The sequence below is a fragment of the Paenalcaligenes sp. genome (assembly GCF_030152715.1).
Taxonomy (GTDB): domain Bacteria; phylum Pseudomonadota; class Gammaproteobacteria; order Burkholderiales; family Burkholderiaceae_B; genus Paenalcaligenes; species Paenalcaligenes hermetiae.
Map to the genome: position 1 here is coordinate 36,491 of NZ_JASLIX010000031.1, position 18,895 is coordinate 55,385.

Annotated in this window: 17 protein-coding genes and 1 pseudogene; 15 read left to right on the plus strand and 3 right to left on the minus strand. The window is 47.8% G+C overall.

The window, feature by feature from the left end:
• Positions 1-12: 12 nt before the first annotated feature.
• Both Q1V74_RS02375 and Q1V74_RS02380 read right to left on the minus strand, forming a co-directional pair.
• Positions 13-774 (minus strand): SDR family oxidoreductase, encoded by a 762-nt coding sequence (locus Q1V74_RS02375; protein WP_300646898.1) that lies wholly within the window; start codon positions 772-774, stop codon positions 13-15.
• Positions 755-2,533 carry a PDZ domain-containing protein gene (locus Q1V74_RS02380; protein ID WP_300646899.1) on the minus strand — a complete coding sequence of 593 codons (1,779 nt, stop codon included), beginning with the start codon at positions 2,531-2,533 and terminating at the stop codon, positions 755-757. The genes Q1V74_RS02375 and Q1V74_RS02380 overlap by 20 nt, the downstream gene beginning before the upstream one ends.
• A gap of 32 nt (positions 2,534-2,565) precedes the next feature.
• Here Q1V74_RS02380 and Q1V74_RS02385 point away from each other — a divergent pair, with 32 nt between their 5' ends.
• The 14 genes from Q1V74_RS02385 (at position 2,566) to Q1V74_RS02450 (ending at position 17,118) form a co-directional block, all read left to right on the plus strand.
• Positions 2,566-3,342, plus strand: coding sequence for an enoyl-CoA hydratase (locus tag Q1V74_RS02385; RefSeq protein WP_300646900.1), 777 nt, complete (start codon positions 2,566-2,568; stop codon positions 3,340-3,342).
• Between the two features lie 297 nt (positions 3,343-3,639).
• Positions 3,640-4,074: an ATP synthase subunit I gene (locus Q1V74_RS02390; protein ID WP_300646901.1), complete on the plus strand. Its 435-nt coding sequence runs from the start codon at positions 3,640-3,642 to the stop codon at positions 4,072-4,074.
• Positions 4,075-4,115: 41 nt separating this feature from the next.
• On the plus strand, positions 4,116-4,997 hold the full coding sequence (gene atpB, locus Q1V74_RS02395) for a F0F1 ATP synthase subunit A (RefSeq protein WP_300646902.1): 882 nt from the start codon (positions 4,116-4,118) through the stop codon (positions 4,995-4,997).
• A 106-nt stretch (positions 4,998-5,103) separates the two neighbouring features.
• A complete protein-coding gene (gene atpE / locus Q1V74_RS02400) occupies positions 5,104-5,346 on the plus strand; it encodes a F0F1 ATP synthase subunit C (protein WP_260650178.1) in 243 nt (80 codons plus the stop codon).
• A 141-nt stretch (positions 5,347-5,487) separates the two neighbouring features.
• Positions 5,488-5,958 (plus strand): F0F1 ATP synthase subunit B, encoded by a 471-nt coding sequence (locus tag Q1V74_RS02405; RefSeq protein WP_260650177.1) that lies wholly within the window; start codon positions 5,488-5,490, stop codon positions 5,956-5,958.
• Between the two features lie 14 nt (positions 5,959-5,972).
• The gene (locus tag Q1V74_RS02410; protein ID WP_260650176.1) at positions 5,973-6,509 is read left to right on the plus strand and encodes a F0F1 ATP synthase subunit delta; all 537 of its coding nucleotides are present in this window, start codon (positions 5,973-5,975) and stop codon (positions 6,507-6,509) included.
• Positions 6,510-6,545: 36 nt separating this feature from the next.
• Complete coding sequence (gene atpA, locus Q1V74_RS02415; RefSeq protein ID WP_300646903.1) at positions 6,546-8,087, plus strand: F0F1 ATP synthase subunit alpha; 1,542 nt, start codon at positions 6,546-6,548, stop codon at positions 8,085-8,087.
• A 64-nt stretch (positions 8,088-8,151) separates the two neighbouring features.
• Positions 8,152-9,066 (plus strand): F0F1 ATP synthase subunit gamma, encoded by a 915-nt coding sequence (gene atpG, locus Q1V74_RS02420; protein ID WP_300646914.1) that lies wholly within the window; start codon positions 8,152-8,154, stop codon positions 9,064-9,066.
• A gap of 45 nt (positions 9,067-9,111) precedes the next feature.
• Positions 9,112-10,530: a F0F1 ATP synthase subunit beta gene (gene atpD, locus Q1V74_RS02425; RefSeq protein ID WP_260650174.1), complete on the plus strand. Its 1,419-nt coding sequence runs from the start codon at positions 9,112-9,114 to the stop codon at positions 10,528-10,530.
• Between the two features lie 13 nt (positions 10,531-10,543).
• Positions 10,544-10,966, plus strand: coding sequence for a F0F1 ATP synthase subunit epsilon (locus Q1V74_RS02430; RefSeq protein WP_300646904.1), 423 nt, complete (start codon positions 10,544-10,546; stop codon positions 10,964-10,966).
• 170 nt (positions 10,967-11,136) lie between these two features.
• On the plus strand, positions 11,137-11,880 hold the full coding sequence (locus Q1V74_RS02435; RefSeq protein WP_300646905.1) for a helix-turn-helix domain-containing protein: 744 nt from the start codon (positions 11,137-11,139) through the stop codon (positions 11,878-11,880).
• Positions 11,881-11,912: 32 nt separating this feature from the next.
• Positions 11,913-12,989 (plus strand): uroporphyrinogen decarboxylase, encoded by a 1,077-nt coding sequence (gene hemE, locus Q1V74_RS02440; RefSeq protein ID WP_300646906.1) that lies wholly within the window; start codon positions 11,913-11,915, stop codon positions 12,987-12,989.
• A gap of 51 nt (positions 12,990-13,040) precedes the next feature.
• Complete coding sequence (locus Q1V74_RS02445; RefSeq protein WP_300646907.1) at positions 13,041-15,095, plus strand: primosomal protein N'; 2,055 nt, start codon at positions 13,041-13,043, stop codon at positions 15,093-15,095.
• Position 15,096: 1 nt separating this feature from the next.
• Positions 15,097-17,118 (plus strand): UvrD-helicase domain-containing protein, encoded by a 2,022-nt coding sequence (locus tag Q1V74_RS02450; RefSeq protein ID WP_300646908.1) that lies wholly within the window; start codon positions 15,097-15,099, stop codon positions 17,116-17,118.
• Positions 17,119-17,157: 39 nt separating this feature from the next.
• Here the strand turns inward: Q1V74_RS02450 and Q1V74_RS02455 are convergent, their stop codons facing one another.
• Complete coding sequence (locus Q1V74_RS02455) at positions 17,158-17,397, minus strand: hypothetical protein (protein ID WP_300646909.1); 240 nt, start codon at positions 17,395-17,397, stop codon at positions 17,158-17,160.
• A 178-nt stretch (positions 17,398-17,575) separates the two neighbouring features.
• On the opposite strand from Q1V74_RS02455, the pseudogene Q1V74_RS02460 reads away from it, so the two are divergent.
• Positions 17,576-18,895 (plus strand): annotated as a pseudogene (locus tag Q1V74_RS02460) (xylulose 5-phosphate 3-epimerase); the annotation flags it as partial.

The window sequence follows — 18,895 nt, forward strand, 5'->3', positions numbered from 1 at the left end:
GTACTTCCAAAATTAAAGTAGGCTAAAGTCGCGCTGTAGACCCAATAAGTGCTGCCCTCCGTCCACCACAATACAGCTGCCAGTAATACTGGGGGTGTTGACGACGTATAGCACGGTTCGACAAATGTCATCGACACTACTGCCGTGTCCCAAAGGAGAAAGCCGATGCGTACGCGCAAAGTCTTCTGGGCTTTGGAGATGGCTAGGTAAAGTCAAACCAGGAGCGATGCCTACTACACGTACATGCGGAGCGAGCGCTTGCGCCATCATAATCGTAGCGGATTTTAGCGCTGCTTTGCATAAGGTGTATGAGAAAAAATCAGGATTGTAGCCCCAAAGCTTTTGGTCGAGCAGGTTTATCGCCACAGCTGGCGTTTTTTGTGGTTTTTGTGCGCCTAGGGCTTGAATAAGCTGTAAGGGGGCGATGAGATTGGAGCCGAGATGTTCTTGGAGGCATTCACTAGAAAAATCAGCGGCACTATCGTATTCAAAACGCGCAGCATTGTTAACCAGCAGCTGCACGGGACCCAGGCGTGTGATCACGGTTTGCATCAGCTGTTGGCCGGCATCTTGTTGCTGTAGGTCAGCACAAAACAGTTCGCACCGACGCCCTAGCTCACGGATGCGGGTGGCCGTGGCAAGGGCGTCTTTTTCAGAGTGATGATAGTGTAAGGCAATATCCCAACCCTCAGCCGCGAGGCTAAGGGCGATATGCTTACCAAGGCGCTTGGCGGCACCTGTGACTAAGGCGGTCTTAGTTGGTGTTGGTGTCATGGATAAACTCATATTCCTTAGCAATGCTTTCAGAAAGCGTGACGGTGTAGCAGCGTAACTCATCACGACGAAACACATGGATGTCTAAGGATGCGCCTAGCCCATAACGCTGAAGTCGCTGATCCCATTGCTGTTGTGTTTGTACACGCAAGCCATCGATAGCAACCACCCAGTCGCCAGCTGATAAGCCTGCACGGTGCGCTGCGCCATTTTCATAAACAGTCAGGATTTGTAACCCTTGTGGTTGTTCTTTGAGACGTACGTCTAAAGAGGGCTGAGCAGGAGCTTTGGCTTTAAGGGTGATGCCATGCAAGGCAAAGAGCTCGATTAAAGGAGGGTCTTCACGTCCCTCTGCATAGCGTTGAATGAGCGCCGATACATCCACGCCCGTGGCTTCCTGTATGAGCGCGGGCATTGCATTTTCTTCGATGCCTAATGCTTGGCCGCGATAAAAGTGTTTGCCATAACGCTGCCACAAAAGACGCATGACATCATCGAGGCTTTTTGCATTTTGGCTGTGGTGCTGGATGTATAAATCCAGAGCTAGTGCGACCAAAGCGCCTTTGCTGTAGTAGCTAACCAAGGCGTTTGGCGAGTTTTCATCTTGCTTATAGAAGCGAGTCCATGTGTCAAAGGAGCTTTCTGATACGGACTGTTTTTTGCGACCGCTTTGGCGCATCACTTGAGTAATAGTGCGGGCTTGGCGTGCTAAAAATGTTGCGTGATCAATAACACCTGAGCGCCACAGCATGAGCTCATCGTAGTACGAGGTAAAGCCTTCAAATACCCATAATAATTGGGTGTGGTTCTCGCGTAATAAGTCATAGGGAGCAAAGGCTTTGGGTTTGATGCGCTTGACGTTCCATGTATGAAAATACTCATGGCTCACCAGCCCTAAAAAGTCTTGATACCCCTGGCTTTTTTTATTTGGGTCGCAGTGGACTGTTGGTAAGTCAGAGCGTGAGGTCATTAGAGCAGTCGAGCTGCGATGCTCAAGCCCACCATAACCATCCGCTGTGACCATGGTCATGAACACATATCGATCAGAGCTGTCTAAAAAGGGAATATCACGACTTTCTGGTTCAAACAGTTCGATTTGTGCTTCACAGATTTTTTGTACATCGGCAGCGATACGTGTCAAATCAAGCTCAGGAACCACTCCGGTGAATACCATCTCATGCAACGCACCATGGGCGTAAAAGCGCACATATTGTGGGGTGCCAATTTCAAAAGGGTGGTCAATAAAGGCATCATAATCAGGTGCCTCGTAGACACCAAAGCCATGGCGTGGCGCGGCATTTGGGTGGGTGGCGGCCTCGGGCATGCTGGTATAAACCTGCCAGTTTTTTCCCTTAGGGGCGACCACGTCTACTTGACAGCGTTTATGTTCCTGGCCACTCACCCCCAAAAACACACTTGTGCCATTAAAAAAAGCATGGCTATCATCCACATGTGCGCTGCGCACTGATAAGTCCCAGGCATAAACGGTATATTCGATACGGAGTTCGCCAGCGCAAGGCTCACAAAGCCACTCGTGATTATTCATTTTTTGGATACGAATTGGCTTTTCTTGCGCAAAAGCTTGTATGCTTTCTATTTGACGACTGAAGTCACGAATTAAGTAACTGCCTGGTATCCACGCAGGTAAAAACACCCTTTGACCAGAGGGGTCTGGTTGCGGAATACTTAGACTAACTGTGAGGCGATGGCCAGATAGGTCATCGAAACAAAGGCGGTAAAAAATAATATCTTGTTCCATAACTTTTATTTTACGAAATAAGCGGAGGCAATGTGAGCGAATCCTTAGTTTTAGTCCAAACCCATGGTCGTGTGGCTGTTTTAACATTAAACCGTCCTAAAGCCTTGAATGCCCTGAGCAACGAGGTGGTTGCTGAGCTAGCACAAGCGATCCGAGGCTTTGAGGCTGACCCAAACATCAGCGTCATGGTATTAACGGGTAACGAAAAAGCGTTTGCGGCAGGGGCTGATATTGGCGCAATGAGCCAATGGAATTTTAGTGATGTGTACAATGAGGACTACTTAGGTGGTGACTGGCAATATTTGCGTGATGTGCGTAAGCCACTGATTGCCGCTGTAGCTGGGTATGCATTAGGCGGTGGCTGCGAGTTAGCCATGTTATGCGATATGATTATTGCCGCCGAGAATGCACGTTTTGGGCAGCCTGAAATCAAGTTGGGTATTATTCCTGGCTATGGTGGTACCCAGCGTTTGCCCCGCGCGATTGGTAAAGCCAAAGCCATGGATCTGGTGTTAACCGCGCGTATGATTAGCGCGCAAGAAGCCGATCAAATGGGACTCGTATCACGCGTGGTGCCTACAGAGCAACTCATGGAAAAAACCATGGAAGTCGCTCAAACGATTGCAAGCATGTCCTTGCCTTCTGTGATGATGGCTAAAGAAAGCATCAATCGCGCTTATGAAAGCGGTCTAAGCGAAGGCCTAATGTTCGAGCGTCGCAACTTTCATGCGCTGTTTTCCACTGAAGACCAAAAAGAAGGGATGGCAGCATTTGTAGAAAAGCGTCAGCCTGACTTTAAGCACAAATAATTTCAAAAACCACTGAAAGCCTTATTTTAAGCGCCTTGCAAGAGGTTTTCAGTGGGGGTTTTTGTGGCTTTTGCTTAGAATTTGCTGTTTTTTGTTACACAAAAAGCAAAACAGATTTGCTTGCAACAAAAAAATGAAGCTATACTTCATGGGCTTGACGCCGACGGCATGTTCTTTGTTACGTTCAATTTAGCGCAAAAAGGGCTTATGAATCAAAGCTTCTTTGCAAAAATTTATGGAAACCATTAGGATATGCGGCGGGTCAACGGGCCTAATCAGTCATATTCTTCGGATACTATGACTGGAAATCAAACAGAAATCGAAGCCATTGTGCTTAGCCCAGAGCAACGCCAGCGTTTGGCGCAGCGTTCCTCCTTGGGTATAGTACAGGTACTCATAGCGCAGGCTAGTTTGGCGATGCTCACCATTTTGCTTTCAGCATGGTGGGGGGGAACATATGCAGCCGTTTCGGCACTGGTCGGAGCCGGGGCATACTTTATACCCAATGCTATTTTCGCTGTGCGCTTATTGTTGGGTTTGGTTGGTGGTGCCAACGCCAATGCCATGTCCTTTTTTTGGGGCGAGGCGTTTAAACTCGGAACAGCAATCGCTATACTAGGTGTGGCAGCATGGCAGTTTCACGAGTGGTTGGTTTGGCCTGTTTTGCTGTTTGGTTTGATAGGTGTTTTAAAGGGTTACGTAGTGCTGCTTGCTCTGGGCAAGCTGCCTTAATCGTGGGCTTAAGGGCCTTTAACATAACAGGGTAATTACAGATGGCTGCTGCTAGTGCTAATTCGCCTCAGTCAGATTACATTCAACATCACCTCGTTCATTTGAACAACATCGGGGAAAAACAAGATGTAATCGCCAATTTCAGCGTTATCAACTACGACTCCGCTTTTTGGTCGTTGCTCATGGGTCTTATTGCCATCTACATCATGTACCGTGCCGCGAGCAAGGCTACAGCTGGTGTACCTGGGCGCTTTCAGGCCGCGATTGAAATTCTTGTTAGCTGGGTAGAAGACCAAGCTAAATCTATCGTTCCTAGTGAAGAATCCCGCCGTTTTGTGGCGCCTCTTGCACTAACCGTTTTCCTCTGGATCGTCCTCATGAACGTGCTCGACTTACTTCCTGTCGACTTGTTGCCCTGGACATTTGCTGTGACAGGCCTAGGCGCTGAAGCCGGCGATCCCTTGTATTACCATCGCATCTTGCCTACTGCTGACTTGAACGTACCTATGGGTATGTCTTTAGGTGTGCTTTTACTCACACTTTATTACGGCATCAAGATCAAAAAGCCCGGTGGTTTCGTCAAAGAACTCTTTACTGCTCCCTTCACGTTTGGTGGGATTGCAGGTGTATTGCTTTCACCATTTAATATTCTCCTCAACCTGATTGAATACGGTGCTAAAACCGTGTCTCTCGGTATGCGGTTGTTCGGCAACATGTTTGCTGGTGAATTAGTTTTCATGCTTATCGCTTTACTAGGCGGTGCATGGACAGGGTTTAATGGCGCAAGCCTTGGCTTGGGTATTGGCCATGTATTAGCCGGTTCGGTGTGGGCCATTTTCCACATCTTGATCGTGCTGCTACAGGCATTTATTTTCATGATGCTGACACTCGTCTATGTAGGTCAGGCTCACGAAGGCCATTAATCAGTTTCCGATTTTGGTCGGTCACCAAAATCGGGATGCAGAATTCCTCTGCTACGCCGTTTTTTTGTAATTTTGAACTCACAAGATTTTTAACCAAGGAGTTGTCATGACCAACGTTGCTTTCGTTGCCCTTGCTTGCGGTATTATCGTCGGTCTGGGTGCGTTTGGTGCCAGTATCGGTATCGCCCTAATGGGTGGTAAATACCTAGAAGCCTCTGCTCGTCAGCCTGAGCTAATGAACGCTTTGCAAACCAAAATGTTCCTTTTAGCAGGTCTAATTGATGCGGCCTTCCTAATTGGTGTTGGTATTGCTATGTTGTTTGCGTTCGCTAACCCATTTATTGGTTAATTGCGGCGCGGGTCCGCTTGCCCTAAGGCGGACAGGCAGTCGTGAGCGGTGCTCATATACGCGCCGCTAGCGGCTTGATTAGATGGTGTCAGGTAGCTTCCTACTAGCGCCGGACACGAGTGGTATATAAGGGAAACGACCGTGAATTTAAACGCGACTCTCTTTTTTCAGATGATCGTGTTTTTCGTCTTGGCATGGTTTACGATGAAATTCGTATGGCCTCCCTTGACAAAAGCAATCGATGATCGTCGCCAGAAAATCGCTGATGGTTTGGCTGCTGCCGAAAAAGGCAAGGCTGACCTAGCACAAGCTCAGGCGCGTATCAGTCTGATGGAAGCATCCGCAAAGTCTGATAACCATTCGCGCTTGGCCGAAGCTGAAAAGCAAGCTGCTGCGCTAATCGAACAGGCTCGCCATGAGGCAGAAGCGGAAAAAGCGCGCATCATTGCGCAGGCTCAACAAGATGCCGCACAAGAAGTGCAACGCTTACGCGACACACTGCGTGGCGAAGTTGCGGTATTGGCAGTTAAAGGCGCTGAGCAGATCTTGCAACGCGAAGTTGACTCCAAAGCGCATGCCGAGCTGCTAGAGCAGCTTAAGGCTCAACTTTAATCTGAAGGCAGGCCATGGCTGAACTATCGACTATTGCCAGACCTTACGCCGAGGCTCTTTTTGCGTCTGTACGCAATGAGGGTACGCTAGAGCAGTGGTCGGCCCTGTTGTCCGAAATGGCTCAGGTGGCCGGTCACCCAGACGTTAGAGAAACCCTAAAAACACCAGGGCTATCTAACCAACAGCGTTATGAGCTTTTTGCAGGTCTGATGAAAACCCCGCTTTCTGACAAAGCGCGGAACTTCCTCGAGTTACTCGTAGATAAAGGCCGAGTATTACTTTTGCCTTATATCTCAGAGCAATTCGACGCTTTGAAACACCAACTCGAAGGTACGGAGCTAGCGCATATTACTAGCGCCTTTGAACTAAGCCCCGAGCAAATCGCCGATCTCGTCGCTGCGCTCGAAAAGAAATTTGGCTTAAAGCTCAAGCCTGTGGTGACCGTGGACGCTACTTTGATCGGTGGTGTACGCGTAATGGTTGGTGACCAAGTACTAGACACTTCCGTGCAGGCCCAACTGGCCCGCATGCGCGACACACTGGCAGCTTGATCGCAGGCCAGAATACAGGATTCCAGGAGTCTGAACATGCAACTTAACCCGTCTGAGATCAGCGAACTGCTAAAAAGCCGCATTGAAGGCTTAAGCGTGTCCACAGACGTTCGCACCCAAGGCACGGTGGTATCCGTGACTGACGGTATTACACGCATCCACGGTTTATCCGATGTGATGCAGGGCGAAATGCTCGAGTTCCCTAACAACGTCTTCGGTTTAGCGCTTAACTTAGAGCGTGATTCCGTTGGTGCTGTGATTTTAGGTGAGTACACCAGCATTTCCGAAGGTGACCCTGTTAAAACAACAGGTCGCATTCTTGAAGTACCAGTAGGCCCTGAACTATTAGGCCGAGTGGTAGATACACTAGGTAACCCTATCGATGGTAAGGGTCCGGTAAATGCTAAAGAAACCGACGTGATCGAAAAAGTTGCCCCTGGGGTAATTGCACGTCAGTCTGTTGATCAGCCTTTACAGACCGGTATTAAAGCCATCGACTCCATGGTACCAATTGGTCGTGGTCAGCGTGAGTTGATTATTGGTGACCGTCAAACGGGTAAAACTGCGGTTGCCGTTGACACGATCATTAACCAAAAAGGCAAAGACGTTAAATGTATTTACGTTGCGGTAGGTCAAAAAGCCTCTACTATTAACAACGTAGTACGTAAGCTCGAAGAGCACGGTGCACTTGAGTACACCATCGTGGTTGCTGCCTCGGCTTCTGAGTCCGCCGCTATGCAGTACTTAGCTCCATATGCAGGTTGTACGATGGGTGAGTACTTCCGTGATCGCGGTGAAGACGCTCTTATCGTTTATGATGACTTAACCAAGCAGGCATGGGCTTACCGTCAGGTTTCCTTGCTGCTACGTCGTCCTCCAGGGCGTGAAGCTTACCCTGGTGATGTGTTCTACTTACACTCCCGCTTGCTAGAGCGTGCCGCTCGTGTGAATGCGGATTACGTAGAAAAATTCACGAACGGTGCGGTTAAAGGCAAAACTGGTTCTCTCACTGCATTGCCAATTATTGAGACCCAAGCTGGTGACGTATCGGCTTTCGTACCGACAAACGTGATTTCGATTACTGACGGTCAGATTTTCTTGGAAACTGACTTATTCCACTCCGGTATCCGTCCTGCGATTAACGCTGGTATTTCCGTATCGCGTGTGGGGGGTGCAGCGCAAACCAATATCATGAAGAAAATGTCCGGTGGTATTCGTACCGACTTGGCTCAGTATCGTGAATTGGCTGCTTTTGCTCAGTTTGCTTCGGATCTTGACGAGGCAACTCGCCGTCAGCTAGAGCGTGGTCGTCGTGTGGTTGAGCTGCTCAAACAGCCACAATACGTAACACTACCCGTGTGGGAAATGGCAGTGGCTCTTTTTGCTGTGAACAACGGTTATTTTGATGACCTCGAAGTAGAGCAGATTCTGTCATTTGAAAAAGCGCTTAAAGACTCGCTACGCAGTAAAAACGCGGATTTGGTACAACGCATTGCTGAAAATAACAAGCTCAGCAGTGAAGATGAGGCCGAATTACGTGCTGCGATCGAAGACTTTAAAAAGAACGGCGCATTCTAACTCATAGGCATATCGAAGGGGCTTGCCTAATGCAGGCTCCATCATGCCTTTACAGGAAAGTGTGATGGCCGGAATTAAAGAAATTCGTACAAAGATCAAGAGCGTACAAAATACGAGCAAGATCACCAAGGCGATGGAAATGGTCGCTGCTTCGAAAATGCGTAAAGCACAAGAGCGCATGCGAGCAGGCCGTCCATACGCAGATAAAGTGCGCCAAATTGCCGCACATTTAATGCAGGCCCATCCGGAATACACCCACCCGTACATGGTTGAAAGCAAAGAGCTCAAAGCCGTAGGGTTGATCGTGGTGACGACGGATAAGGGGTTGTGTGGTGGTCTAAACACCAACGTGATGCGTGTGGTGCTTAATCGCTTGCGTGATTTTGAAGAGCAGGGCATTCAAGTACAAGCCACCGCTCTGGGTAGCAAAGGCGCGGGCACATTAGCTCGAGTTGGTGCGAACTTGGTTTCCCAAGAAGTCCAATTAGGCGACGAACCTAATCTATCTCGTTTGATTGGCGCCATAAAAGTGCAGCTTGATGATTACATGGAAGGCAAAATTGATGCGGTTTATTTAGCCAGCACCCGTTTTGTGAATACCATGAAACAAGACCCCACGTTTATTCGTTTATTGCCTCTACCAAGTGGTCTGGATGACCCCTTCCAGTCAGGTGATGACGAAGCCGTCAAAGCCGCACAAAACGTAAATAACTCCGAGTACGGCTGGGATTACATCTATGAGCCCGATGCAAAAACTGTAATTGATGAGCTATTACAGCGTTATGTAGAGGGTTTGGTGTATCAGGCTGTGGCCGAAAATATGGCATCGGAGCAATCGGCACGTATGGTTGCAATGAAAGCTGCTTCCGACAACGCCGCTAAGGTTATTGACGAGCTACAGTTGGTTTACAACAAAACACGTCAAGCTGCCATTACTAAAGAGATTTCTGAAATCGTGGGGGGAGCCGCAGCGGTATAATTATCCGCTAGGCTTACCGTATACGTTATTAAGCAAGGACTAAACATGAGCAACGGTACCATCGTTCAGTGCATCGGCGCCGTGGTGGATATTCAGTTCCCCCGCGACAGCATTCCAAAGATTTATGATGCGCTAAAGCTAGTCGATGCAGATTCTAAATTTGCAGAAGATGACTTAACTTTTGAAGTGCAGCAGCAATTAGGTGACGGTATTGTCCGCACCATTGCTATGGGTTCCAGCGATGGCTTGCGCCGTGGCATGGCCGTATCCAATACAGGTGCACCAATTTCTGTACCTGTCGGTGTGGGCACTTTAGGTCGTATTATGGACGTTTTAGGTCGTCCTATCGACGAGGTAGGCCCTATTGATTCCGACGAATTACGTTCTATCCACCAGGAAGCACCGAAATTCGACGAACTTTCACCCTCCGTAGAACTACTAGAAACCGGTATTAAGGTTATTGACTTGGTTTGCCCCTTTGCTAAAGGGGGTAAAGTGGGTCTGTTCGGTGGTGCGGGTGTGGGTAAAACCGTTAACATGCTTGAGCTCATTAACAACATTGCTAAGCAGCATAGCGGTTTATCTGTTTTCGCGGGTGTGGGTGAGCGTACCCGTGAAGGTAACGACTTCTACCACGAAATGGCAGAAGCTGGCGTAATTCAGCTAGATGACTTGAAAGAGTCCAAAGTTTCCATGGTGTTCGGTCAGATGAACGAGCCCCCAGGGAACCGTCTACGTGTAGCGCTCTCTGGTCTAACGATGGCCGAGAAGTTCCGTGACGAAGGCCGTGATGTGTTGTTCTTTGTGGATAACATTTATCGCTATACCCTAGCTGGTACAGAGGTATCCGCTCTACTTGGACGTATGCCTTCTGCCGTGGGTTATCAGCCTACATTGGCCGAGGAAATGGGTAAGCTCCAAGAGCGTATTACTTCTACCAAGACTGGTTCGATCACCTCGATCCAAGCGGTATACGTTCCTGCGGATGACTTGACTGACCCATCTCCTGCAACAACTTTCTTGCACTTAGACTCTACTGTTGTATTGTCTCGTGATATTGCTGCTTTAGGTATTTACCCTGCAGTAGACCCACTTGACTCTACAAGTCGTCAGCTTGATCCACAGATCGTTGGTCAAGAGCACTACGAAGTTGCACGTGGCGTTCAGCAGACCTTACAGCGCTATAAAGAGCTTCGCGATATTATTGCGATTCTTGGGATGGATGAATTGTCTCCTGAAGACAAACTCATCGTTGCCCGCGCACGTAAGATCCAGCGTTTCTTGTCTCAGCCTTTCCACGTAGCCGAGGTCTTTACCGGAGCGCCTGGTAAGTACGTTCCATTGGCTGAAACCATTCGTGGCTTTAAGATGATTGTTGAGGGTGAGTGTGATGAGCTACCTGAACAAGCCTTCTACATGGTAGGTAACATCGACGAAGCCTTCGAGAAAGCCAAAACCCTATAATAAGGATTGAGTCATGGCGTTGCTTCAAGTTGACGTAGTCAGCGCGGAAAAATCAATGTTCTCGGGTGAAGCAAAGTTTGTTGTTTTACCCGGAGAGTCCGGTGAGCTTGGTATCTTACCTGGTCACACACCATTGATTTCGCGTATCCGTCCAGGCACCATGAAAATCGAATTTGCCGACGGCACAGAAGAGCATATCTTCGTTGCCGGCGGTATTCTCGAAGTTCAGCCTGGTAAAGTCGTTGTTTTATCGGATACGGCGATTCGTGCTGAGGACCTGGATGAGCAAAAAGCATTAGAGGCACGTAAACAAGCTGAAGAAGCCCTGCGCAATACCAAAGATAAAGTGGATATTGCTGTAATGGAAGCGGAATTAGCAATGTTAGCGGCTCAAGCGCAAGCTGCTCGCAAGTTTAGTAAATCAGTTCGCCACTAATCCGATTTTCTGCTTTGCAAAAATAGGCGCCACTAGGCGCCTATTTTTTACGTAACGACTATGAGGTTTTTATCCTACTCAAATAGTTAACTATTACGGCTTATACGAGTCTTTTTTTTGCTCAAGTGTCAGTATTATGTAGCAGCTAATCGTAAGAGGAGTACTACATAATGTTGAGAGATTTACGAGCTGTATTACTACTTGATGAGAAAAGTCAATGGGCCTCGTTATATGAGGCAAAATATAAAAATATTTGCCTTGAGAAACGATCTTTTGAGTCCTTGTTGGATGTTGATAGTCAGCAGCAAGGCACTTTGCACTGGGCCGATTGTCTGAACCAATATGATGCAATTATTGTTGCAGCAAGTGCGGATAATCTTTCTTGGTTACGTAGCCATTTATATTATGCTCGACCGTACTTGCGTTGTCCGGTGCTAGCTATAGTGCGTAATTTGCATCCTTTAGCTATACAGGACTTATCGGATGTGGGCGCGTTGGACTTTATTATGGATTATAGCGTCCCAATCGAGCTTCCTATCCGTGTTAAGATTTTAGTGCAGCGTGCTCGCCAGTCCATGGCGGTAAAATATACCTCTTCAGACCAAAATTTTGATCATTTGCCGCAACCCGTATTGCAAGATGCTTCTGCTCCTATCGAGCAATATGTTGCGACGATGAATGAACAGTTTGGTTTGCAGCATCATTCATTCCAGCAAGCAAAAAAAATGCTGGTACAGTGTTTTGAAAAAGAATACATTTGCGCTGCTTTAATGCAAAATCAAGGCAATATTACGCGAGCAGCGCGTGCTGCACAAAAGCATAGACGCTCCTTTTGGGAGCTGATGCGCAAACATAATATTAATGCTGAGAAATTTAGGGTGTCTGCCTGCCCAGATCAGCCATTAATCCACTAAAATAAGCAGGCATTGATTACTTAGGAATTGCCGTGTCATTACCACAACTTAAAAACGATATTTTGTTGCGCTCTTTATTGCGCGAGCCAGTTCCCTATACCCCCGTATGGCTAATGCGCCAAGCCGGCCGCTATTTGCCCGAATACCGTGCAACGCGTGCCGAGGCTGGATCTTTTATGGGACTGGCGCAAAATAAGGAATACGCTTGCGAAGTTACACTCCAACCCTTGCGTCGTTTTGATCTTGATGCGGCGATTTTATTTTCGGATATCTTAACGATTCCCCATGCCATGGGACTAGGTTTGGATTTTGTTCACGGCGAAGGCCCTCAATTTGCTCACCCGGTTCGAACTGAAGAGGACGTTAAGCGTTTGGCCGTTCCTGATATGGAAAAGCTGCAATACGTTTTTGATGCGGTAAATCTTATTCGCCGCGAGCTCGACGGCAAAGTCCCTCTTATTGGTTTTGCGGGTAGCCCTTGGACAATCGCGTGCTATATGGTCGAAGGCCAAGGTTCTGCTGATTATCGCCTGATCAAAGGAATGATGTATGGGCGTCCAGACTTGGTGCACCATATTCTTGAAATCAATGCTCAGACAACCATTCAGTACTTAAATGAGCAGATCCGAGCCGGGGCGCAAGCAGCTATGATTTTTGATAGCTGGGGTGGTGTCATGGCCGACTCGCTCTTTCAAGAGTTTTCATTGCGTTATACCAAAAAAGTCGTAGATGGTTTAATCCGTGAGCATGATGGTCGCCGTGTGCCTGTGATTGTTTTCACTAAGGGTGGTGGTCAGTGGCTTGAAGACATTGTGCAGTGTGGTGCTGATGCAGTAGGGGTTGATTGGACGGTTAACTTGACCAAAGCGCGCCAGCGTCTACAAGACCAGGTGGCTTTTCAAGGCAATATGGATCCTATGGTCATGTTTGGCGGCGAAGAAGCGATTCGTAAAGAAGTACGCCGAGTGATAGATGACTTTGGTCCGGTAGGACAAGGTGGTCATGTATTTAACTTTGGTCACGGTATTTCACGCTTCACAGATCCTGATATGGTGAAGGTCTTAGTGGACGAGGTACATAGTTATAGTGCGCAATACCACCAGGCTTAATCCCTAACTTATATACTTCTAGGCTCAAGTTATCTTGAGCCTTTTTACTCTATGGCTAAATACTGGTTACGTGTGGCATTGGACGTACCCTTAGCTGGGCTCTTTGATTATTATCATGAAGAGCCAGTAGCAATTGGGACACGAGTGTTAGTGTCGTTTGGTGCACGCCAGTTAATTGGCATGGTGATCCAAACCCCTGAGCAACCTGAATATAATGCCGAGCAAGTAAAGGCCATCCGTATGGTCTTGGATGATGTGTCACCTATGCCAAGGGATTGGCTTGCTTTAGCTCAGTTTGCGGCGCAGTACTATCATCGCCCTTTAGGCGAGGTGGTCATACCTGTGTTGCCTAGTCCATTGCGACGACCAGCAGCTTATACTGGAAAGCTGTCAAAAGGCGGTCCCGTCGCACGGTTGCGAGCACGTCAAAAAAAATCCTCCACTCCGCCTAAGCGTGCTAAAGCGATTGCTGCGCCGGAATTAACCGCAGAACAAGCAGCAGCACTTGAGCAGATTCATATTGACCAAGGTGCTCGGCGTTATTTGTTATTTGGGGTGACTGGTAGTGGCAAAACAGAAACCTATATGCGGGTCGCTTTACAGGTGTTGGCACAGGGAAAGCAGGTGCTATTTATGGTGCCTGAAATTAACCTAACCCCACAATTTGAGCACATGTTGCGTGGGCGTTTGGTTGATGAGCATAATCAGCCGTATCGTATTGCGGTGATGCATAGTGGTTTAGCTGCGGGCAAGCGTTTAGAAAACTGGCTGCAGGTTTACGAGGGTGATGCGAACGTTTTATTAGGCACGCGATTGGCGCTTTTTACGCCTATGCCTAATCTTGGCTTAATTATCGTGGACGAGGAGCATGATCATTCGTATAAGCAGCAAGAAGGTTTACGTTATTCTGCACGAGATTTAGCTCTATGGCGGGGACAGCAGCAACAGATACCTGTGGTTTTAGGCTCTGCCACGCCTTCTTTAGAAAGCTGGCATCATGCGCAGCAAGGGCACTATCAGCTTTTGACCTTATCGCAACGGGCTAAGTCGGTACCATTACCCGCCATTGAGCTGGTTGATACGCGACGTGCCCAATTAGAGCAAGGCTATAGTCCACAGTTAATTACTGCCTTGGAAAAGACCTTGGAGGCAGGCCAGCAAGCGCTGATTTTTCTTAATCGGCGAGGGTATGCGCCTGTATTGCACTGTGGGTCGTGTGGGTGGTTGAGCCAATGTCCGCATTGCTCCGCTTATGCTGTCTTACATAAAGGATATAAACATTATATGCAGTGCCACCATTGTGGTGGCCAGAGCCCCGTGGCCAAGCATTGTCCCGACTGTGGTTATGTGGATTTAACCCCTCTGGGTAAAGGCACACAGCGGGTCGAGGAATATTTAGCGCAACGTTTTCCGCAGGCTAGGGTATTACGTATCGATGCCGATAGCACGCGTCGTAAAGGTAGTGCAGAGGCACTATTTGCTCAGGTCCATGCTGGGGAAGTGGATATTTTGGTGGGAACGCAGATGGTCTCCAAGGGGCATGATTTTAGTCGACTTGCTCTGGTAGGGGTTTTGAATGCTGATACCATGTTATTCGCACAAGACTTTCGAGCGCCAGAACGCTTATTCTCACAGTTGATGCAAGTCGCTGGACGTGCAGGACGCCATCAGACTGGAGCTAGGGTTTTAGTGCAAACGGATTACCCCGAGCATGTTGTGTATCAAGCTCTAGTACAGCAAGATTATCCCTTGTTTGCGGAACACCAGTTGCAGCAGCGGCAGCAGGTTGGCTTACCGCCTTTTGTGTATTTGGCATTGATAACGGCCGAGTCAAAGCAATTAGATCAGGCGATGGCATTTTTGCGCCATGCGAAACAGTGGGCACAGCATCCAGAGCTGCCAGGCATGGAGCATGTGTTTGTATACGATGCGGTGCCTTTACGTATCATGCGCGTGGCTAATATTGAACGGGCACAATTACTCATAGAAAGCCCTAACCGGTTGGCTTTGCACGCTTTTATACGAGCCTGGGCTCCGCAATTAGATGAGCTAGCGAAATACTATCGTTGTAAGTTTGTATTAGAAATCGATCCTCAGGATATTTAAGATGTCGGCATTAGGTTTAAACCCCGCACAGTACGAGGCTGTACGCTATTTAGATGGTCCGGCTCTCGTTTTAGCTGGGGCTGGGAGTGGTAAAACCCGAGTGATTACTCAAAAAATCGCCTATTTAATTGGTGAGTGTGGATACAGTGCGCGACGTATTGTGGCGCTGACTTTTACCAATAAGGCGGCCAAGGAAATGCAAGAACGGGTGCAGGGGTTACTGGACAAGCGCCTAACAAAAGGGCTAACGATTAGTACTTTTCACTCATTGGGTTTAAAAATATTGCGTGAAGAGGCTGAGTATGCTGGCTTGAAGCCTCGTTTTTCCATTATGGATGCAAATGATACGTTAGGGATTATCCAAGAGCTATTAGCGACTACAGATAAAGGCCGATTACGTGCGGTGCAGCAAGATATTTCTTTATGGAAAAATGCGCTCTTGAGCCCCGATGCGGCAGCCCAAGCCGTACAGACGCCTAGTCAAGCTGAATCTGCCAAAGTCTATCGCAGCTATGATGAAACATTACGTGCTTATCAAGCGGTGGATTTTGATGATTTAATACGGTTACCAGCGCAGCTGTTAGCTACTAATGAAGAGGTACGCCAGCGTTGGCAGGCACGCGTGCATTATTTGCTAGTAGATGAGTATCAAGATACTAATGCTTGTCAGTATCGGCTGGTGCAGTTGTTGGTTGGCGATAGGGCAATGTTCACCGCAGTCGGGGATGACGATCAGGCCATTTATGCGTGGCGAGGGGCTACAGTAGAAAATTTGCACCAACTGACGGTGGATTACCCACAGCTAAAACTGATTAAACTAGAACAAAACTATCGGTCATCCCAGCGTATTCTAGAAGCAGCAAACCATGTGATTGGCCATAATCCTGTGGTTTTTGGTAAAAAGCTGTGGTCAGATTTAGGCATAGGAGAGCCCATTAAAATAAAGGACTGCGATGACGAGCAGGCCGAGGCGCAGTGGGTTGGCATTAGCTTATCGGCGGAAAAGTTTGAACGTAAAGCGAAATGGGGGGATTTTGCAGTACTGTATCGTAGTAATCAACAAGCACGTCTTATTGAGCAGCAGCTGCGAGAGTTACGCATCCCCTATGTGATGAGTGGTGGACAAAGCTTTTTTGATAAAGCGGAAATCCGTGACATCTTAGCGTATTTGCGTTTGATTGCTAACCCTGATGATGATCCTGCATTTATTCGTGCTGCTACAACACCACGGCGCGGTATAGGTCAAACAACATTAACTCAACTTGGTGAGGTCGCCGTTGAGCACCAGCTTTCAATGTTTGAGGCGATCGATTTGGTTCACTTAACAGGTCGTTTAGCCGATAGACAGGTAAAAACATTACAGGTTTTTGCTGAGTTTATTGCCCGTATGCGACAAAAAGCAGAGCAAACTGGTAAAGCGGCGGCTGCGGTGTTGGATGAGCTGCTTGCTGCTATTGATTATGAGCGTTACCTCTATGATGTTTTTGATGATAAGCCAGCCTTAGCGCGCTGGCAAAATGTATTGGAGCTCGTGGATTGGCTTAAATCTAAAGCCGAGTTTGATGAGATGAGTTTGCTCGACTTGTCGCAGCATGTCGCGTTAATTACGATGCTCGAGAGAAATGAAAAAGATGAGGACACGGACGCGGTGCATTTGTCGACATTACATGCGGCTAAAGGGCTTGAATACAAACATGTTTTTTTGATTGGGGTAGAGGAAGGTTTACTACCACATTTAGGCCGTGACGATGAAGATATACCGGTGGGCCAAGAAGAAATAGTATTAACGCAGCGCATTCAAGAGGAGCGCCGTCTTATGTATGTGGGGATCACACGTGCACAAAGAAGTTTACGAGTTAGCTGGTGTAAACGGCGCCGCCGAGCTAAAGAATATACGGTTCGGGAGAAATCCCGTTTTATTGCTGAAATGGGGCTAGCAGAAAGCGCTATTGTTGAAGCCGCTCAAGCGCATATGAGTCCAAAAGAGCGCTTAACTATGTTAAAGGATTTATTAAAAAGTTAGTGCATGAAAAAAGCCACTCAGAAGAGTGGCTTTTTAGTATTAGTAATAATTGCTGATTAATCTACGAGCTTCTTTGGCGCGTGCTTCGTAGAGGGCTTCAGCCATTTTACAAATAGCATTACCTAAGGTGCTGCCGATTTTTTTGCAGCCTTTTAACATGGTACCGCCGATGTCTTTCATGGACACCGCCTCACCATTGCTAAGCACTTGGTTCATAACGGAGCGTTCGATAGAGTCACTCCAGCGGGTGTATTGAAAATCAGCAGATAGCGTTGCCATGATAAATGTCCTTAGATGAGTAAGCGTTGGAACTGACAGTATTTGAATTATAGGGTTTTCCCTAGGTGTAAGTCAAGGGTAAACCCTAATGTGAGGTAAAAGTGTAGTATTTCTGCTCATACATAAAAGGCGGAAATACGCTATCTTTAAATAAGTGATGATTTAATTAGGAGCACATATGGCTAGCACCCTCTTTTCCCGTTGGCAACAAGGTTACGGTCCGATCACCCATAGCGAAGAAACGCAAAAATATATCAAAAACATGGCGCAAGAATTAGTTGCAGAGGGTAAGCAACCGACTACCGATGCCGTCTATGAAAAACTGATCGCCTTGGATCGTTTAACCGCTGCTGGTATGTGGGTGGTGGTGCATATGACGTATGCTAATCGTTTGCATGTAGATGGACAGCCATTAGAGGCAGAAGATTTTAAAAAGCAGCCCGAAGGGCATACAGGGGGGGCCTTGAATATGGTGCCAGCCTATGCTGCCTACATGACGCTTAATGCTTTAACAGGGGAAACGCGCGCCTGGCTAATGGGACAAGGGCACAGTGTTGCCGCGATTGAGGCATTGAATGTTCTTTTGGGTAATCTACACCCAGAGCAAGCCCAAGCCTACGGTAATGGCGAGGCAGGGCTCAATCGCTTGTTACAAGATTTTTATGGTTATGCTCTGGCTGCAGATGGGGCACCGGCTGCTCCGCTAGGTAGTCATGTGAATCCACATACAGCGGGCGGGATCATCGAAGGGGGGTATCTGGGTTTTGCTGAGCTACAGTATGCCCACATGCCTTTACCAGGGGAAAAACTGGTTGCTTTTTTATCGGATGGCGCTGCCGAAGAGCAGCGTGGTAGTGACTGGATTCCACGCTGGTGGCGAGCGGAAGACTCAGGAATGGCGTTACCAATCATGATTGCGAATGGGCGTCGTATTGAGCAGCGTACCCAAATGGGAACCTTAGAAGGATTAAGCGGTTTTATTGAGCATTTAAAAGGTTGTGGTTTTGATCCAATTGCTTTTGATGGGCGCGATCCTGCCATGTTTGTTTATACCCTTTGGGATATGGAAAAGCGGTTGGCGCAGCGGGTTCAGCTATTAAAAGCGGGACATCTTCAGTATCCTTTATCGATTCCGTATGGCATTGCACATACGGTTAAAGGCTTTGGTTTTTATGGAGCAGATGAAAACGCGGCGCATAACCTTCCCTTGCCCGCGAATCCTCGCCATGATGCCCATGCGCGAGCATTATTTAATCAGTATGCGCAGCCATTATGGGTGGCCCCCGAGGAGCTTCATCATAGTATTAAGCAGCTCAGCACGCATCAGGATCAGGGGCGCGTCCTAGAAAGAGATAATCCGGTGGCAAATCGTTGTCCTGATTTGCCTTCTTTGCCACAAACTACCTATAAGCCACTCGGAGAGGCATTAAGCCCGATGGCAGCAATGGATACATATTTTGTAGAGCTAGTACAAAATAATCCATCCTTACGTCCTCGT

What these genes read in the sequence shown, in the direction of transcription:
- Q1V74_RS02375 (WP_300646898.1), bottom strand. Translation starts at nt 774, where the DNA reads ATGACACCAACACCAACTAAGACCGCCTTAGTCACAGGTGCCGCCAAG.
- Q1V74_RS02380 (WP_300646899.1), bottom strand. Translation starts at nt 2,533, where the DNA reads ATGGAACAAGATATTATTTTTTACCGCCTTTGTTTCGATGACCTATCT.
- Q1V74_RS02390 (WP_300646901.1), top strand. Translation starts at nt 3,640, where the DNA reads ATGACTGGAAATCAAACAGAAATCGAAGCCATTGTGCTTAGCCCAGAG.
- atpB (WP_300646902.1), top strand. Translation starts at nt 4,116, where the DNA reads ATGGCTGCTGCTAGTGCTAATTCGCCTCAGTCAGATTACATTCAACAT.
- atpE (WP_260650178.1), top strand. Translation starts at nt 5,104, where the DNA reads ATGACCAACGTTGCTTTCGTTGCCCTTGCTTGCGGTATTATCGTCGGT.
- Q1V74_RS02410 (WP_260650176.1), top strand. Translation starts at nt 5,973, where the DNA reads ATGGCTGAACTATCGACTATTGCCAGACCTTACGCCGAGGCTCTTTTT.
- atpA (WP_300646903.1), top strand. Translation starts at nt 6,546, where the DNA reads ATGCAACTTAACCCGTCTGAGATCAGCGAACTGCTAAAAAGCCGCATT.
- atpG (WP_300646914.1), top strand. Translation starts at nt 8,152, where the DNA reads ATGGCCGGAATTAAAGAAATTCGTACAAAGATCAAGAGCGTACAAAAT.
- atpD (WP_260650174.1), top strand. Translation starts at nt 9,112, where the DNA reads ATGAGCAACGGTACCATCGTTCAGTGCATCGGCGCCGTGGTGGATATT.
- Q1V74_RS02430 (WP_300646904.1), top strand. Translation starts at nt 10,544, where the DNA reads ATGGCGTTGCTTCAAGTTGACGTAGTCAGCGCGGAAAAATCAATGTTC.
- Q1V74_RS02435 (WP_300646905.1), top strand. Translation starts at nt 11,137, where the DNA reads ATGTTGAGAGATTTACGAGCTGTATTACTACTTGATGAGAAAAGTCAA.
- Q1V74_RS02445 (WP_300646907.1), top strand. Translation starts at nt 13,041, where the DNA reads ATGGCTAAATACTGGTTACGTGTGGCATTGGACGTACCCTTAGCTGGG.
- Q1V74_RS02450 (WP_300646908.1), top strand. Translation starts at nt 15,097, where the DNA reads ATGTCGGCATTAGGTTTAAACCCCGCACAGTACGAGGCTGTACGCTAT.
- Q1V74_RS02455 (WP_300646909.1), bottom strand. Translation starts at nt 17,397, where the DNA reads ATGGCAACGCTATCTGCTGATTTTCAATACACCCGCTGGAGTGACTCT.